Raw genomic sequence first — 15,054 nt, forward strand, 5'->3', positions numbered from 1 at the left:
CTTCGTCCCTCGCAGCGGCCTCCGCCGCCCGAGCCCAGAAACCGAAGTGCCTACAACGTCCTGAGACATCAAGTGTCAACAACGTCCTGAGACAGGAAGTGTCCACGAGGTCCTGAGACATCACACGTCTGAGGCGGGGAGTTTCTGTACCCGAGACGTCTGAGGCGGGGAGTTTCTGTACCCGAGACGTCTGAGGCGGGGAGTTTCTGTACCCGAGACGTCTGAGGCGGGGAGTTTCTGTACCCGAGACGTCAGTGGCCGAAGGCCGCCTGGCACGTGCTGTCCGCGGCGGTCTGGGCGACGACGGTGTCCGGCACCTTGGGCGTGTAGTGCGTGCCGGACGTGAAGTCCTGGCCCACGTACACCTGAACGCCATTGATGTTGGCCGGGTGGACCTGCGACGACGGGATCCCAAGGGACGCCGCGACGTCGTTCGCCACGTCCGCGAAGTTCGCGCCGTAGTAGACGTTCGTCGTCGCGACCTGTGCTGCCGTGAACTGGCCCGTCTTCGAGAAGCCTTGGCCCGCGAGGAACTGGGTCAGCTCGGTGGCCCTGCCGGTGAGGCCCGATCCGTTCGCGACCGCGACGGGCTGGAGCGCCTTGTTGTAGGTCGGCGGGGCACTCGTGGGCGCGGCGGCCGCGCTTCCGCTCGACGTCGGGGTGGGCGCGGCGGCCGCGGGCGCGGTCAGGTCGCGGTTGTCGCGGAGTCCCTGGAACAGGGCGCCGGCGTCAGGCTCCTTGAGCTGAACGCGGTTCGGATCCGCGACATAGGGTTCCCACGGCACCGTGACAAACGCGACCTTGCCCAGATCGACGTTCTTGAGACGACCGGCGATGGTCAGCATGCTCTGGGGGTTCGCGAGCCCGCTGTCCACTGTGAGGTTCTTCGTGATCGTGTCCGCGATGGAGAGCAGCTTGGGCACGTCAGTGAGCGTGCCGTCCGACTTCACCTTGCGGGCCAGCGACGCGAGGAACTCCTGCTGCGACTTGATGCGGGAGAGGTCGCTGCCGTCACCCACGCCGTGGCGGCTGCGGAGGAACGCGAGTGCCATCTCTCCCTGGATCGTGGACGTTCCGGCGGGAAGCTTGAGGCCGGACAGCGGGTCATCGATGGCCGCGTTGACGCAGACCTGCACGCCGCCGATCGTGTTGGAGAGGTCCTTCACAGCGTTGAAGTCCGCCACCATGAAGTGATCGATCTTGAGGCCGGTGAGCTGGTTGATCGTGTCGACGGCACAGCCCGGGCCGGCCTCCGCCATCGCCGAGTTGATCTGGCCGACCGCCTGGGCCGGGTAGTCCTTGTTGGCCTGCGGGTCGTGGCACTTGGGGATCGGCACCATGAGGTCGCGGGGGAAGCTCGTCATCGACACGACCTTGTTGTCGGCCGAGATGTTGAGCAGCATCATGACGTCCGAGTTGCCATACCCGGAACTGTCGGCCTGCGAGCCGTACGCCGCGTCCGCGCCAGAGCGCGTATCGGTGCCGATGATCAGAATCTGGAGGGAGTCGGTTGCGTCATTCGTCGCGTCCGCCGTCGAATTGCCAGCACTCAGAGGAGCCTGGTGGATGTTCGACTGAAGCCGCCAAGTCCAGTAGCCTGCGAAGGCGATGACACCGACGATCGCGAGGGCCACGATTCCGCCGAGGATCTTGACCCACAACGCGATGTGGCCGTGCGTTCGGGCATGACGGGGTACGCCCCCTGTAATGTCCAAATCATGCCCTCCGTAAGGTAATGGTCCCAACTATTTTACAGGGGCATCTGAGAGTCTCCTGTGCGGGCGCGTCAGAAGCCGAGTCGGCCCAGCTGCTTCGGGTCGCGCTGCCAGTCCTTCGCGACCTTGACGTGGAGGTCGAGGTAGATCCGGGTACCGAGCAGCGCTTCGATGCCGTGGCGGGCCCGCGAGCCCACGTCGCGCAACCGCTCGCCGCCCCGACCGATGATGATCGCCTTCTGGGAAGGGCGTTCGACGTAGAGGTTCACGCGCACGTCGAGCAGCGGATTGTCCTCGGGCCGATCCTCGCGCGGCACGATCTCCTCGACGACGACGGCGAGCGAATGGGGAAGCTCGTCGCGCACCCCTTCGAGGGCGGCTTCGCGCACGAGCTCCGCGACCATGACCGCCTCGGGCTCGTCCGTGAGCTCGCCATCGGGATAGAGGGGCGGCGACGGCGGCATATGGCCCACGAGCACGTCCGCGACCGTCTCGACCTGATAGCCGTCCTGCGCGGAGACCGGCACAATGTCCGCGAAGCCCTCTCCCCCGAGGACTTCGCGGCCGAGCGCCGTCACGGCGAGCAACTGCTCGGCGAGTCCCGCGCGGTCGACCAGGTCGGCCTTCGTCACCAGGGCGACGATCGGCTTGCGCCCGACGGCGGCGAGCTGGGTCGCGATGAACCGGTCGCCCGGGCCAATGCGCTCGTTCGCGGGGATGCAGAAACCGATGGCGTCGACCTCGGACAGCGTCTCGGCAACGAGGTCGTTGAGCCGCTGCCCCAGGAGGGTTCGCGGTCGGTGCAGCCCAGGGGTGTCGACGAGGATCAGCTGGGAGTCCGCGCGGTGCACGATGCCCCGGATCGTATGGCGCGTGGTCTGAGGCTTGGCCGAGGTGATCGCGACCTTCTGGCCGACGAGCGCGTTCGTGAGCGTCGACTTGCCGGCGTTGGGACGGCCCACGAGGACCGCGAATCCCGCACGGAAGCCTCCCTCCGCCCCCTGCTGTGGCTTGCCTTCTCCAAGGCCGCGATCTTGCTCAGCCATGCTGTCTCCCTGTCGTCTCGTGGTGATTTCGCTCGGGTCCCGGCGCGCCGCCGTCGCCCGGTGGGTCTGCCTTCTGGGCGAGGAGGTGGCTCACGCGCTTGCGGCGCCCCTCGAGCCGCTCGGCTGTGAGGCGGATGCCGTCAATTTCCGCGGTGCTGCCCACGATGGGCACTCGGCCGATCGCCTTCGCGAGGAGGCCGCCGGCCGTGTCCACCTCGTCGTCCTCGATGTCCTCGTCGAAAAGCTCGCCGAGATCGTCGAGGCTCATGCGGGCGCGGATCCGGAAGACGCCCTCCGCGACCTCGATCACTTCGTCGTCGTCTTCGTCGTACTCGTCGGCGATCTCGCCCACAAGCTCCTCGATGAGGTCCTCGAGCGTGACGAGTCCAGCGGTGCCGCCGTATTCGTCGACCACAATCGCGAGGTGGATCGACTCTCGCTGGAGCTCCTTCAGCAGCTCGTTCACGGGTTTGGACTCGGGGACGAAGCGCGGTTCGCGCAGGTGCGACTCGACCGGCTCCTCGGCGGCCTCGGGGCTCTGGTGGACCCGCGCCGCGACGTCCTTGAGATAGAGAACTCCACGCACGTCGTCGAGGTTCTCGACGTAGACCGGAACGCGCGAACAGCCCGACCGAAGGAACATCGACATGGCCTGCTGCAGGGTCGAGCCCGCCTCGATCGCGATGATGTCGGTGCGGGGCACCATGACGGCGCGCACCCGCGTCTCGCCGAGTTCGAAGACGGACTGCAGCAGATCCGCCTGACCGTCCTCGAAGTCCTCGGAGTCGCTCGCCCTCTCGACGAACTCGCGCAGCTCGTCGGTCGAATAGATCGCGTCCTCCTCCGTCGGATCCGTGCCGGTCGCAGCGCTGCCGATCGACACAAGCCAGCCCGGAATCGGCCCGAGGATGCGGCGCAGCCATGTGGTGAAGGGCGCAGTGCCCGCGGCGACGGCGAGGGCGTGCCGACGGCCGAGCTGACGCGGAGAGACCCCGACCAGAAGGAAGCCGATGAGGGCCATGACGACTGTCGCGGCGAGTCCCGCGAGCCACACGTTGTCGAGCCAGCTCTGCATGAGGACTGCGACGGCCACGGCCGAGGCGGTCTCGAACCAGATACGCCAGAACCGAAGAGCCCGCACGTGGGGCACGGGCGAGGCGAGGATCACGGCGAGAGACTGGGCATGCCCCTGCTCGATGTACTCCTCGGCATCATGGCGCGGAAGGAAGGAGAGGGCGGCCTCAGCGGCCGTCAGGAGTGCTGCAAGCGCCGTGAACGCCAGCGCCATGGCCAGCAGGACGGCAATGGTCACGCCATCGTCTCTTTCGGGGCCGGCCTGCCGAGGAACTCCGTGAGCAGCTCGCGCTGGAGGCCGAACATCTCGTCGCGGTCCTCAGGCTCGCTGTGATCGAACCCGAGGAGGTGGAGCATGCCGTGCGTCGCGAGCAGCAGCATCTCATCCGCCGTCGAATGTCCGCCGCGCGCGGCCTGTTCGGCCGCGACCTGGGGGCAGATCGCGATGTCGCCCAGCATGCCCTGAGGCGTGGGGCGACCCGGAGTGCCGGGGGTGAGCTCGTCCATGGGAACCGAGAGCACGTCGGTGGGGCCCGGCTCGTCCATGAGTTCGAGGTGCAGCCGCTCCATGGCGGCCTCGTCCACGAGGAGCACAGAGAGCTCGGTCTGGGGGTGCAGCCACAGGCGGTCGAAGATGAAGCGGCCCAGGCGGACGAGCGCCTCCTCGTCGACGGCTACCCCGGACTCGTTGTTGACTTCGATGCTCACGGCTCAAGCTTAGTCGGAGCGGTGCGCTCGGACCCGGCGGCGTGGCGCCGATCGGCGCGGAGCCTGGCCTGTCCGGTCCGGGCCCGCTGACGGTCGTCCCACCGGCCGTACGCGTTGACGATGTCGGACACGAGCCGATGCCGCACCACGTCGGTCGCGTCGAGCATCGAGAAGCTCACGTCCTCGATCCCATCGAGGATCTCGCGGACGATGCGCAGGCCGGACGAGGTCCCCGACGGGAGGTCCACCTGGGTGATATCCCCGGTCACCACCATCTTCGAGCCGAAACCGAGTCGCGTGAGGAACATCTTCATCTGCTCCGGCGTGGTGTTCTGCGCCTCGTCGAGGATGATGAACGCGTCGTTGAGCGTCCGGCCGCGCATGTAGGCGAGCGGCGCGACCTCGATGGTCCCTGCCGCCATGAGGCGCGGAATCGCCTCGGGATCGATCATGTCGTGGAGCGCGTCGTAGAGCGGGCGGAGATACGGATCGATCTTGTCGTTGAGCGTTCCGGGGAGGAAACCGAGCCGCTCACCCGCCTCGACCGCGGGCCGAGTGAGGATGATCCGGCTCACGTCCTTGTGCTGGAGGGCCTGGACTGCCTTCGCCATCGCGAGATACGTCTTGCCCGTGCCGGCAGGACCGATGCCGAAGATCACCGTGTTCGCGTCGATCGCGTCGACGTAGCCCTTCTGGTTCGCGGTCTTGGGACGGATCGTGCGGCCGCGGCTCGTGAGGATGTTGTGCGTGAGCACGTCCGACGGGCTCGAGACCGTCTGTTCGCGCAGCATCGCGACAAGCTGCGCGAGCGAGGCCGGCGTAACCGGCGTGCCCCGCTCGGCGAGGGCCGTGATCTCCTCGAAGAGCCGCTTGATCTGGGGGGCCTCCGCGGGCGGGCCGACGATCGTGAGCTCGTTGCCGCGCGCATGGATCGACACAGACGGGAACTGCTCTTCGACGTAGCGGAGGGCCTCATCATGTGGGCCGAGGATGTGCACCATGTCCTCGCCTGAAGCGAAGCGGAGTACCTCGGTCCTGGCTGTGGGCGTCGTGTGCGGGAACTCCGCTGTCAAAAGCCTCTTCTCTCCTCATTCGGAACCTGTCGAACCATGCTACCGCTAGGTATCAATCACGCATCACTTGGGCAACGAAACCCGCAGCGGCAGCCGCACGCGCGGGTGCCTGTGTCAAGCTGGACTCTGCTCGGGGAGGCGCCGGCGGGGTCCGCGCGCAGCCCTGCCTTGTGGGTGCTCCCGGACGCCCAAACCACCATCCCGGAGGACAGTCATGGCTTTCCGCACCGCGAGCCCGGCGCGACGCAGGCGAACTGCGCTTGCGGGCTTTGCCGCGCTCGCCGTCGTCCTCTCCGGCTGCACCGCGAGCGGCCAGCCCGCGCCGAGCCTCGCGGCGGGCGCCTCCCCCGCGATCTCGAGCGGCGGGGCCACGGCGTCGGTGCCCCTCGAGACGTCGCAGACGTCCACGAAGTCGCCGGTCTACTGGCTCGGCCGGGCGCGGGACGGCGTGTACCTGTACCGCGAATTCCGTGACGCGAGCAGCACTGAGAACCCGGTCGTGAAGGCCCTCCGCCTCATGATGTCGGTCAAGCCGCTCGACCCGAACCTCTTCAGCCCGTGGCAGTCCCCGAAGAAGCTGGCCGCCTCCATCTCGGGGCACAACGTCATCACGGTCGACGTCTCCTCGGACGCGTTCAACAGCACCGTCGACGAGCAGACCGCCCAGCTCGCCGTCCAACAGCTCGTCTACACGGCCACAGCCGCCGCTGCGAGTGCGGGAGTCATCGACTCGGGGCAGCCGGTCGAGGTCATGCTGCTCGTCGATGGGCGCACCGACCAGCTCGCGTTCAACCGGGTCAAGCTCGGCCAGCTCATGCAGCGGGATCCGGCCATGGTCGCGCCCATGTGGATCATCGACCCCCAGTCCGGGCTGGAGTCCGACCACGGACAGCTCGCCGTCTACGGCCGGAGCACGAGCCCGGGCTCTGACGTGTACTGGCAGGTCTCCCGCGCGGACGTCAAGACCGACAAGGCCACGCCGTACCTGAGCGGCCACGTGCTCTCGAGCGCGGCCGACGCGACCGTGGGCCAGTTCCGCTTCACCGTGAATCTCCCGGCGGGCAAGTACGTCCTGCGGATCTTCCCCAGCGACCCCGGCCCCGGCGACTCGACGGCCCTGGCGTGGGACTCGAAGGAATTCACCGTCACCCCCTGAGCTCCCCTGCGTCAGGCACTGCCCGTCCGGGCCGCCTGCCCAGCCGCAGGGCCTACGGCGCCGTGCGCGCCGGCCAGCGGCCCAACCGGTCCCCCGCTATCGCGAGTGCGGCGGGTCCCGCGGTCGACGAGCGAAGCACGTGCGGCGCGAGGAGTGCGAGACGCGCACCAGCGGACGTGAAGCGATCGATCTCGGCCGGCGAGATGCCGCCCTCGGGCCCCACGACGAACAAGACCTCGCCGTCGTGCGGCGTCTGCCGGGCAGCGAAGGTGTCAAGGAGCGCTCCGAGGGGCTCGGTCGCGTCCTCGTGGAGGACGATCGCGAGGGCGGCCCGCCCGATGCGCGCGGCGAGGGCTGCGCCGTCGGACGCCTCGTCGACGTCCGGCACCCAGGCGCGCCGGGACTGCTTGGCCGCGGCAGCTACGAGCGAGCGCCACTTCGCGAGGGACTTCTCGCCACGCTCCCCCTTCCAGCGGACGATCGAGCGCTCCGCCTGCCACGGCACCACGACGTCGACGCCGAGTTCGGTCGCCGCCTCGGCAGCGAGCTCGTCCCGGTCCCCCTTGGCGAGCGCCTGGACGAGGACCAGGCGGTACGCGGGGCGGGGTTCGCGTTCGACGGCGTCGAGCACCACGGCGAGCACGTCCCCTTCCGCGCGCTCCACCGCGCCGCGAGCCCGCGTGCCCCTGCCGTCGACGAGGTCCACGGGCTCGCCCGCCGCGAGCCGACGAACCGTCGCGGCGTGCCTGCCTTCGGGCCCGGTCACCGTCGCGATGCTGCCCACGCCGAGTCCGTCGAGCGTCCCGGCTGGGACGAAGAACACCGGGTTGGACACGTCAGAGATTCCCGAACTTGTCGCGCAGCTTCGCGAACACTCCCCCGCCCGTGCCCACGAGCTTGCCCTCGGCCACGTGCTCGCCGCGGAGCTTCGCGAGCTGTCGGAGCAGCTCCTCCTGCTCGGGATCGAGCTTGGTGGGAACCTCGACGTTGATATGGACAAGGAGGTCGCCGCGGCCCGCGCCGCGCAGGCGGGCGACGCCGAGGTGCGCGAGCGTGACGACGTCTCCGGACTGCGTGCCGGGGCGGAGCGTGACGGACTGCTCCCCGTCGAACGTCTCGAACGTGAGCTCCGTGCCGAGCGCCGCCGCCGTCATGGGGACGCTCAGCGTCGCGTGGAGCTGGTCGCCGTCGCGCGTGAAGGTGGCGTGCGCGGCCACGCGGATCTCGACGTACAGGTCTCCGGACGGACCGCCCGCAGTGCCAGCCTCGCCCTGGCCCGCGAGCTGGATCCTGGTCCCGGTCGAAACCCCCGCGGGGATCTTGACGGTGAGAGAGCGCCGGCTGCGCACGCGGCCGTCGCCGCCGCACTCGTTGCACGGGCTCGGGATCTCGGTGCCGAAGCCGTTGCAGGTGGGGCACGTGGCAGTCGTCATGACCTGGCCGAGGATCGAGCGGACCGCGCGCTGCACGTGGCCGGAGCCCCCGCACACGGTGCAGCGGATTGGCTCGGTGCCGGGCTCGCAGCACGAGCCGTCGCAGCGCGTGCACAGCACGGCGGTGTCGACTTCGATCTTCTTGTTGACGCCGAACACCGCGTCCTTGAGCTCAATCCGGACGGCGATAAGCGCGTCCTGGCCCCGGCGGACGCGGGTCGCGGGCCCAGCCTGGGCGCCCCCGCCGCCGAAGAACGTCTCGAAGATGTCCTGGAACGCGAAGCCGGCGCCGTTGTAGGCGCCCGAGTAGCCGTTGTCCGTCCCGTTCTCGTTGCCGGTCGTGTCGTAGATGCGGCGCTTGTCGGGGTCGGAGAGTACCTCGTAGGCGTGCGTGACCGCCTTGAAGCGATCGGAGGCCTCCTCGCCCGGATTGACGTCCGGGTGGTACTTGCGGGCCAGCTTCCGGTAGGCCTTCTTGATCTCCTCGCCGCTCGCATCCGGGGACACGCCGAGGGTTTCGTAGTGGCTGCTCACTGTCTTCTTTCTCTTCAGGTTCAGCTTCCGGCGAGAATCTTGGAGAGGTACCGTGCCACGGCACGCACGGCGGCCATGGTCGCCGGGTAGTCCATGCGGGTCGGGCCAAGAATGCCGATCTTGGCATCGTCACGCCCGTAGCCCGTGGCCACGACCGAGGTCTCCAAGAGCGAATCCGCCGCCGTCTCGTGGCCGATCGCGACTGCCACGCCACGTGGATCGCTCGCCATCTCGGAGAGGAGGCGCAGGAGGACGACCTGCTCCTCGAGGGCCTCGAGGACGGGCGAGATGCTGAGGAGGAAATCGCTGTTGGACCGCGCGAGGTAGGCGGTCCCGGCGGTGACGATCCTTTCCTCCCGGGAGGACGCGGCGAGCGTCCCGAGGGCGGCCGCGAGCTCGGTTGCGACGGCCTTGTCCTGCGGCATGAGCGTGTCCATGACACGGGCAAGGTTCGCGCCGAGCTGACCCACGGGCTGGCCTGCGGCGGCCGCGAGGAAGCTCTGGCGCAGGAACGCGAGGCGGTCGTGGTCCAGATCCTCGCCCACGGTCACCACGCGCTGCTCGACGGTGCCGCTATCCGCGATGAGCACGAGCAGGACCTGGCGCGGCGCGAGGCCCACGGCCTCGATGTGCCGCACGCGGGCCCGCCCGAGCTGCGGATACTGGACGACGGCGACCTGGTTCGTGAGGTGGGAAAGGAGACGTACCGTGCGCTCGAGGACGTCGTCGAGATCGTCGGCCCCTTCGAGGAGGGACTGGATCGCGTGCCGCTCGGCCGCCGAGAGCGGCCGGACGGTTGAGAGCTGGTCCACGAACACCCGGTAGCCCTTGTCGGTGGGCACTCGTCCCGCGCTCGTGTGCGGGGCTGCGATGAGGCCCTCGTCCTCGAGCGCGGCCATGTCGTTGCGGATGGTCGCGCTCGACACCCCGAGACGGTGACGCTCGACGAGTGCCTTCGAGCCCACGGGCTCACGGTAGTGGACGTAGTCCTCGACGATGGCCCTGAGCACCTCGAGCTTGCGCGGCTCGTTCATTCCACCTCCCCTGAGGACGACATCGGCAGCGCTGCGTGCCGGCTTCCGAGCGAATTCTTAGCACTCTCTCTCCCCAAGTGCTAGATCTATTATGCTCCCCGCCCGGGAGCAACCCAGCATACGGGACACGCCGCGGCCTCGCGGGCCGTGCCCGACCGCCCACGTAGCATGGAGCGGATCCGCTCGGCGACAAGCTCTGCAGCAAGGAGGGTTCGGACCTCATGTCCTATGACCAGTGGGGGCCGATGGACCTCGCAGCCCCGAAGAAGACCGCTCCCCCGGACGTGCCCATCGAATTGGGCATGGTCCTCGAAGACTCCCAGAGCGGCTGGGTCGGTGCCGTCACGCGCGTTGAGAAGTCCGGCGGCATGCACGTGTTCAGCCTCGAGGACCGCCGCGGGCGCTCGCGTTCGTTCGAGCTCGGATTCGGCTTCCTGCTAGAGGGCCGGCCGATCCGGCTCACGCCCCCCGCAGCCCGGAAGGCGCCGTCGGGCCCCAAGCGCACCGCCTCGGGTTCCGTCGCCGTCGAAGGCTCCCGAGCGCGCGTCGCCCGGGCGAGCCGCATCTGGGTCGAAGGCAAGCACGACGCCGAGCTCGTCGAGCGGGTGTGGGGAGACGACCTGCGCGTCGAAGGGATCGTTGTCGAGCCGCTGCACGGCGTCGACGATCTCGCTGCCGCCGTCGCCGACTTCCAGCCCGGCCCCGAGCGCCGGCTCGGCATCCTCGTGGACCACCTCGTGGCCGGTTCGAAGGAGAGCCGGATCGCGGAGCGTGCCCTGGCCGTGCCCGGCGCCTCGGGCAACGTTCTCATCGTCGGGCACCCGTACGTCGACGTGTGGCAGGCCATCAGGCCCCAGACTCTCGGCATCCCCGCGTGGCCGGTGGTACCGCGCGGGACCGATTGGAAGACCGGCATCCTCCGCGCCTTCGGCTGGCCCCACGAGACGGCCGAGGACATCGGCCTGGGCTGGCAGAAGCTCCTCGGCGCGGTAAGGAGCTACGCGGATCTCGAACCAGCCCTCCTCGGCAGGGTTGAAGAGGTCATCGATTTTCTGACGGTGTAATTCGGTATTCTTGGAGCAGCCCTGAGACCTTCGACCCCGCAAGGACGTGCTGTGCCCCAGAACTGGCAGGACCACGAAGAGCCCCATTCGAGGAGGCTCGGCAACGTGGGCGGCAGCGAGCAGTTCACGGCTAGCGAGGACCGCCAGTGGGCCACGCTCGCGCACTTCGGCGGAATCCTCGGATGCCTCCCGTCGCTGCTCGTCTACCTTTCCTTCAAAGACCGTGGGCCGTTTACCGCCCAGGAGTCCAAGGAGGCGCTCAACTTCACGCTCCCGCCGACGCTCGCAGCCCTGTTCCTGAACCTGCTTTCGTTCATCCCGGTGGTCGGCAGCTTCTTTGCGGTCCTGGCGACGCTCGTGTGGGTTGCCCTCGCCGTGATGTCCGTCGCGGCCGGCATCGAGGTCAACCGCGGCCAGCCCTTCCGCTACAGGTTCAACCTCCGCTGGATCAAGTAGCCGCCGGCTCTCGCAGCTAGGGCATGAGCCGGCGCACGACCGCATCCGCGAGTAGGCGTCCCGCGAGGGTCAGCACGAGGGTTCCATGCAGGGCCGCGGGGCCTTCCACGAGCCCTTCGGCGATGAGCCCCGCGACCTCGCGGCGCGCCTCGGGCGCGAGCAGGGCGACCGGCAGCCCGTCGGCGAGCCGCAGCTCGAGAATGATCCGCTCCTCGAGCCGCGTCGCGGCGTCGAGCGTCTCCCGTCCCGCTGCCGGCGACTCCCCTTGCGCGAGGCGCGCCGCATAGGCGCGCGGATGCTTGACGTTCCACCAGCGCACTCCGCCGACGTGCGAATGCGCCCCCGGGCCGACACCCCACCAGTCGCCCCCGCGCCAGTAGGCGAGGTTGTGGCGGCACTCGAAGCGCCGGCTTGCGCCGCCGTCGTCCGCTGCTCCCCCGGCGCCGCGCGCCCAATTGCTCACCTCGTACCAATGGAAGCCCGCTTCTCCCAGCGCGGCGTCGGCGAGCTCGTATTTGGCGGCGTGGTCGTCGTCGTCCACGTTCGGTACCTGGCCGCGACGGATCTGGGCGGCTAGCTTGGTGCCTTCCTCGACGATGAGGGCGTAGGCGCTCACGTGGTCGGGCTCGCATTCGAGCGCGGCGTCGAGCGACGTGCGCCAGTCGTCCATGCTCTCGCCCGGTGTTCCGTAGATGAGGTCGAGGCTCACGTCGAGGCCGGCGTCCCGCGCCCAGCGCACGGCCTCGGGGACTCGGCTCGGTGTGTGGGTGCGATCCAAGACCTTGAGAACGTGCGGAACGGCGGACTGCATGCCGAAGGAGACGCGCGTGCATCCGGCCTCCCTCAGTGCGGCAAGGGAGTCCGGGGTGACGGAGTCCGGATTCGCCTCGGTAGTCACTTCGGCGCCCGGCTCAAGGCCCCATTCGGCGACGGCGGCGCCGAGGATCGCGGCGAGGTCGCCCGCCGGGAGCAGCGTGGGCGTGCCCCCGCCGAAGAACACCGTGGACAGACGACGGCGAGGCACGCCCGAGGCGTCGAGCGCGCGGGCCGCGAGCCGCGCCTCGGCGACGGCGGTCTGCGCGTACTCGGCCTGCGACGCCCCGCCGCCGAGCTCGGCCGCGGTGTAGGTGTTGAAGTCGCAATAGCCGCAGCGGACCGAGCAGAACGGGATGTGGGCGTAGAGCGAGAAGCCCCGCGCCTCGGCGCCGATGGACGCCTGGGGCGGCAGGACGCCGTCGGCCGGTGCGGGGTCTCCGAGTGGAAGTGTGCTGGGCACCTACTCCACCGCCGTCCCGAGTGCGCCCGTCTTCCGAGAGGCGGGCGCCAAGGACACCTTCACTACTTCTTCGCCTTGTCCTTCGATTCGTCGGTCGTGAGGGCCGCGATGAACGCCTCCTGGGGGACCTCGACGCGGCCCACCATCTTCATGCGCTTCTTGCCCTCCTTCTGCTTCTCGAGCAGCTTGCGCTTACGCGTGATGTCGCCGCCGTAGCACTTCGCGAGGACGTCCTTGCGGATGGCCCGGATGTTCTCGCGGGCAATGATCCGCGAGCCGATCGCCGCCTGGATCGGCACCTCGAACTGCTGGCGCGGGATGAGCTCGCGCAGCTTCGACGTCATCATCACACCGTAGGAATAAGCCTTGTCGCGGTGGGTGATCGCGCTGAAGGCGTCGACCGTCTCGCCCTGGAGCAGGATGTCCACCTTGACGAGGTCCGCCGCCTGCTCGCCGTCCGCCTTCCAGTCGAGGGAGGCGTAGCCGCGCGTCTTCGACTTGAGCTGGTCGAAGAAGTCGAACACGATCTCGGCGAGCGGGATCCAGTAGCGGAGCTCGACGCGGTCCTCGGAGAGGTAGTCCATGCCCTTCATCTGGCCGCGGCGGCCCTGGCACAGATCCATGATGGCGCCCACGAATTCGTTGGGCGCAAGGATGGTCGCGGACACCATCGGCTCGCGGACTTCCTTGACCTTGCCCACCGGGAACTCGCTCGGGTTCGTGACCGTCACGACCGACTTGTCCTCGAGCGTGACCTCGTAGATGACGTTCGGGGCGGTCGAGATGAGGTCGAGGTTGAACTCGCGCTCGAGGCGCTCGCGCACGATCTCGAGGTGGAGGAGGCCCAGGAAGCCCACGCGGAAGCCGAAGCCGAGGGCCGCCGACGTCTCGGGCTCGTACACGAGCGCCGCGTCGTTGAGCTTGAGCTTGTCGAGTGCATCGCGGAGGTCCGGGTAGTCGGAGCCGTCAAGCGGGTAGAGCCCCGAGAAGACCATGGGCTTCGGGTCCTGGTACCCGCCGAGGGACTGCGCCGCCGGGCGGGAGAGGTTCGTGATCGTGTCGCCGACCTTGGACTGGCGGACATCCTTCACACCGGTGATGAGGTAGCCCACCTCGCCGACGCCGAGACCCTTGCTCGGGGCCGGTTCGGGCGAGATGACGCCGATCTCGAGGAGCTCGTGGCTCGCCTTCGTCGACATCATCTGGATGCGCTCGCGCGGCGAGAGCGAGCCGTCGACCACCCGGACGTACGTGACGACGCCGCGGTACGTGTCGTAGACCGAGTCGAAGATCATGGCGCGCGCCGGCGCGTTCGCGTCGCCCACCGGCGCGGGGATGTCCCGCACGATGCGGTCGAGAAGCCCCTCGACACCCACGCCCGTCTTGCCTGAGACCCGCAGCACGTCCTGAGGGTCGCCACCGATGAGGTTGGCGAGCTCCTCGGCGTACTTCTCTGGCTGCGCCGCGGGGAGGTCGATCTTGTTGAGGACCGGGATGATGTGGAGGTCGTTCTCCATCGCGAGATACAGATTCGCGAGCGTCTGGGCCTCGATGCCCTGGGCGGCGTCCACGAGCAGCACGGCACCCTCACAGGCCGCGAGAGAGCGTGAGACCTCGTACGTGAAGTCGACGTGGCCTGGCGTGTCGATCATGTTGAGCGCGTAGGAGACGTCGTCGAGCTCCCACGGCATGCGCACCGCCTGGGACTTGATCGTGATGCCACGCTCGCGCTCGATGTCCATGCGGTCGAGGTACTGGGCCTTCATGTCCCGCGACTGGACGACGCCGGTGAACTGCAGCATCCGGTCGGCCAGAGTGGACTTGCCGTGGTCGATGTGCGCGATGATGCAGAAGTTGCGGATGATCGACGGATCGGTCGCGGCGGGCACCGGGGCGGTGCGGGCCATTGGAGACACCCTGTACGTCCTCTACTGCTGTCTGATGATTGCTACGGTGTAACGAGCACGCCTGCGGCGATTGCTGACTTCCCAGTCTCCCACGGATCTGCGCATCCCGCCGAGCGCTCCCCGTACAACGACTGCGGCGCGCCGCGGGGCCGGCCCGGGCACGGTCTCGCCATTCCTGCTAATATGGTCTGCTGTGTGTCCGTGCAGGTCGACGGGCACTGATGGTCGGTCGCCAAAGGCATCCCCACGCCGCTCAGTCGAGGCCGACTTGAAAGCCCTCTAGACCCTGTCAGCAAAACAAGAAAGTTCACACACGTGGCGAACATCAAGTCTCAGAAGAAGCGCATTCTCACCAACGAGAAGGCCCGGCAGCGCAACATGGCCGTGAAGTCCGAGCTCAAGACGCTCATCCGCGCCGTCAAGACGGCGGTCGAGGCGGCGGACAAGGATCGCGCTACGGCCGCGCTCGAGCGCGCCAGCAAGAAGCTGGACAAGGCTGTGAGCAAGGGCGTTATCCACAAGAACCAGGCGGCGAACCGCAAGTCGGGCATCGCCAAGAAGGTCAACGCGCTCTGACC

At 68.5% G+C, this 15,054-nt stretch carries 14 protein-coding genes; 4 read left to right on the forward strand and 10 right to left on the reverse strand.

Annotation, left to right across the window (positions count from 1 at the left end; translation table 11 throughout):
• Positions 1 to 251 precede the first annotated feature (251 nt).
• The 5 genes from E6A26_RS07220 to E6A26_RS07240 all read right to left on the reverse strand — a co-directional run bounded on the left by E6A26_RS07220 (position 252) and on the right by E6A26_RS07240 (position 5,616).
• Entirely contained in the window at positions 252 to 1,715 is a 1,464-nt protein-coding gene (locus E6A26_RS07220; RefSeq protein ID WP_234865185.1) for an LCP family protein, read from the reverse strand.
• Between the two features lie 71 nt (positions 1,716 to 1,786).
• Positions 1,787 to 2,761: a GTPase Era gene (era, locus tag E6A26_RS07225; RefSeq protein WP_136610528.1), complete on the reverse strand. Its 975-nt coding sequence runs from the start codon at positions 2,759 to 2,761 to the stop codon at positions 1,787 to 1,789.
• A complete protein-coding gene (locus E6A26_RS07230) occupies positions 2,754 to 4,073 on the reverse strand; it encodes a hemolysin family protein (protein ID WP_136610529.1) in 1,320 nt (439 codons plus the stop codon). The genes era and E6A26_RS07230 overlap by 8 nt, the downstream gene beginning before the upstream one ends.
• Positions 4,070 to 4,543 (reverse strand): rRNA maturation RNase YbeY, encoded by a 474-nt coding sequence (gene ybeY, locus E6A26_RS07235; RefSeq protein ID WP_136610530.1) that lies wholly within the window; start codon positions 4,541 to 4,543, stop codon positions 4,070 to 4,072. Before ybeY ends, E6A26_RS07230 begins: the two co-directional genes overlap by 4 nt.
• The gene (locus E6A26_RS07240; RefSeq protein WP_234865186.1) at positions 4,540 to 5,616 is read right to left on the reverse strand and encodes a PhoH family protein; all 1,077 of its coding nucleotides are present in this window, start codon (positions 5,614 to 5,616) and stop codon (positions 4,540 to 4,542) included. Before E6A26_RS07240 ends, ybeY begins: the two co-directional genes overlap by 4 nt.
• 214 nt (positions 5,617 to 5,830) lie before the next feature.
• Between E6A26_RS07240 and E6A26_RS07245 the strand changes: the two genes are divergently transcribed.
• A complete protein-coding gene (locus E6A26_RS07245) occupies positions 5,831 to 6,772 on the forward strand; it encodes a GerMN domain-containing protein (protein ID WP_136610531.1) in 942 nt (313 codons plus the stop codon).
• Positions 6,773 to 6,824: 52 nt separating this feature from the next.
• On the opposite strand, the gene E6A26_RS07250 is transcribed toward E6A26_RS07245, so the two are convergent.
• Genes E6A26_RS07250 through hrcA form a run of 3 tightly spaced genes read right to left on the reverse strand, consistent with a single transcriptional unit; the run spans position 6,825 to position 9,773 of the window.
• Positions 6,825 to 7,607 (reverse strand): 16S rRNA (uracil(1498)-N(3))-methyltransferase, encoded by a 783-nt coding sequence (locus E6A26_RS07250; protein ID WP_136610532.1) that lies wholly within the window; start codon positions 7,605 to 7,607, stop codon positions 6,825 to 6,827.
• Between the two features lies 1 nt (position 7,608).
• Positions 7,609 to 8,739, reverse strand: coding sequence for a molecular chaperone DnaJ (gene dnaJ, locus E6A26_RS07255; RefSeq protein WP_136610533.1), 1,131 nt, complete (start codon positions 8,737 to 8,739; stop codon positions 7,609 to 7,611).
• A 20-nt stretch (positions 8,740 to 8,759) separates the two neighbouring features.
• Positions 8,760 to 9,773: a heat-inducible transcriptional repressor HrcA gene (gene hrcA / locus E6A26_RS07260; RefSeq protein WP_136610534.1), complete on the reverse strand. Its 1,014-nt coding sequence runs from the start codon at positions 9,771 to 9,773 to the stop codon at positions 8,760 to 8,762.
• A 221-nt stretch (positions 9,774 to 9,994) separates the two neighbouring features.
• Between hrcA and E6A26_RS07265 the strand changes: the two genes are divergently transcribed.
• Both E6A26_RS07265 and E6A26_RS07270 read left to right on the forward strand, forming a co-directional pair.
• Complete coding sequence (locus tag E6A26_RS07265; RefSeq protein WP_136610535.1) at positions 9,995 to 10,837, forward strand: DUF3097 domain-containing protein; 843 nt, start codon at positions 9,995 to 9,997, stop codon at positions 10,835 to 10,837.
• A gap of 105 nt (positions 10,838 to 10,942) precedes the next feature.
• Complete coding sequence (locus E6A26_RS07270; protein ID WP_234865218.1) at positions 10,943 to 11,293, forward strand: DUF4870 domain-containing protein; 351 nt, start codon at positions 10,943 to 10,945, stop codon at positions 11,291 to 11,293.
• Between the two features lie 16 nt (positions 11,294 to 11,309).
• Here the strand turns inward: E6A26_RS07270 and hemW are convergent, their stop codons facing one another.
• Both hemW and lepA read right to left on the reverse strand, forming a co-directional pair.
• Positions 11,310 to 12,569, reverse strand: a complete 1,260-nt coding sequence (hemW, locus tag E6A26_RS07275) for a radical SAM family heme chaperone HemW (RefSeq protein ID WP_136610537.1) — start codon at positions 12,567 to 12,569, stop codon at positions 11,310 to 11,312.
• A 62-nt stretch (positions 12,570 to 12,631) separates the two neighbouring features.
• Complete coding sequence (gene lepA / locus E6A26_RS07280) at positions 12,632 to 14,485, reverse strand: translation elongation factor 4 (protein WP_211129015.1); 1,854 nt, start codon at positions 14,483 to 14,485, stop codon at positions 12,632 to 12,634.
• A gap of 306 nt (positions 14,486 to 14,791) precedes the next feature.
• Here lepA and rpsT point away from each other — a divergent pair, with 306 nt between their 5' ends.
• Positions 14,792 to 15,052 carry a 30S ribosomal protein S20 gene (rpsT, locus tag E6A26_RS07285; protein WP_136610539.1) on the forward strand — a complete coding sequence of 87 codons (261 nt, stop codon included), beginning with the start codon at positions 14,792 to 14,794 and terminating at the stop codon, positions 15,050 to 15,052.
• The last annotated feature ends 2 nt before the right edge of the window (positions 15,053 to 15,054 follow it).

The sequence above is a fragment of the Sinomonas albida genome (assembly GCF_004919045.1).
Lineage (GTDB): Bacteria > Actinomycetota > Actinomycetes > Actinomycetales > Micrococcaceae > Sinomonas > Sinomonas albida.

Excerpts from the sequence above, each read along its gene's own strand:
- E6A26_RS07245 (WP_136610531.1), top strand. The coding sequence starts at position 5,831 with ATGGCTTTCCGCACCGCGAGCCCGGCGCGACGCAGGCGAACTGCGCTT.
- hrcA (WP_136610534.1), bottom strand. The coding sequence starts at position 9,773 with ATGAACGAGCCGCGCAAGCTCGAGGTGCTCAGGGCCATCGTCGAGGAC.
- E6A26_RS07265 (WP_136610535.1), top strand. The coding sequence starts at position 9,995 with ATGTCCTATGACCAGTGGGGGCCGATGGACCTCGCAGCCCCGAAGAAG.
- era (WP_136610528.1), bottom strand. The coding sequence starts at position 2,761 with ATGGCTGAGCAAGATCGCGGCCTTGGAGAAGGCAAGCCACAGCAGGGG.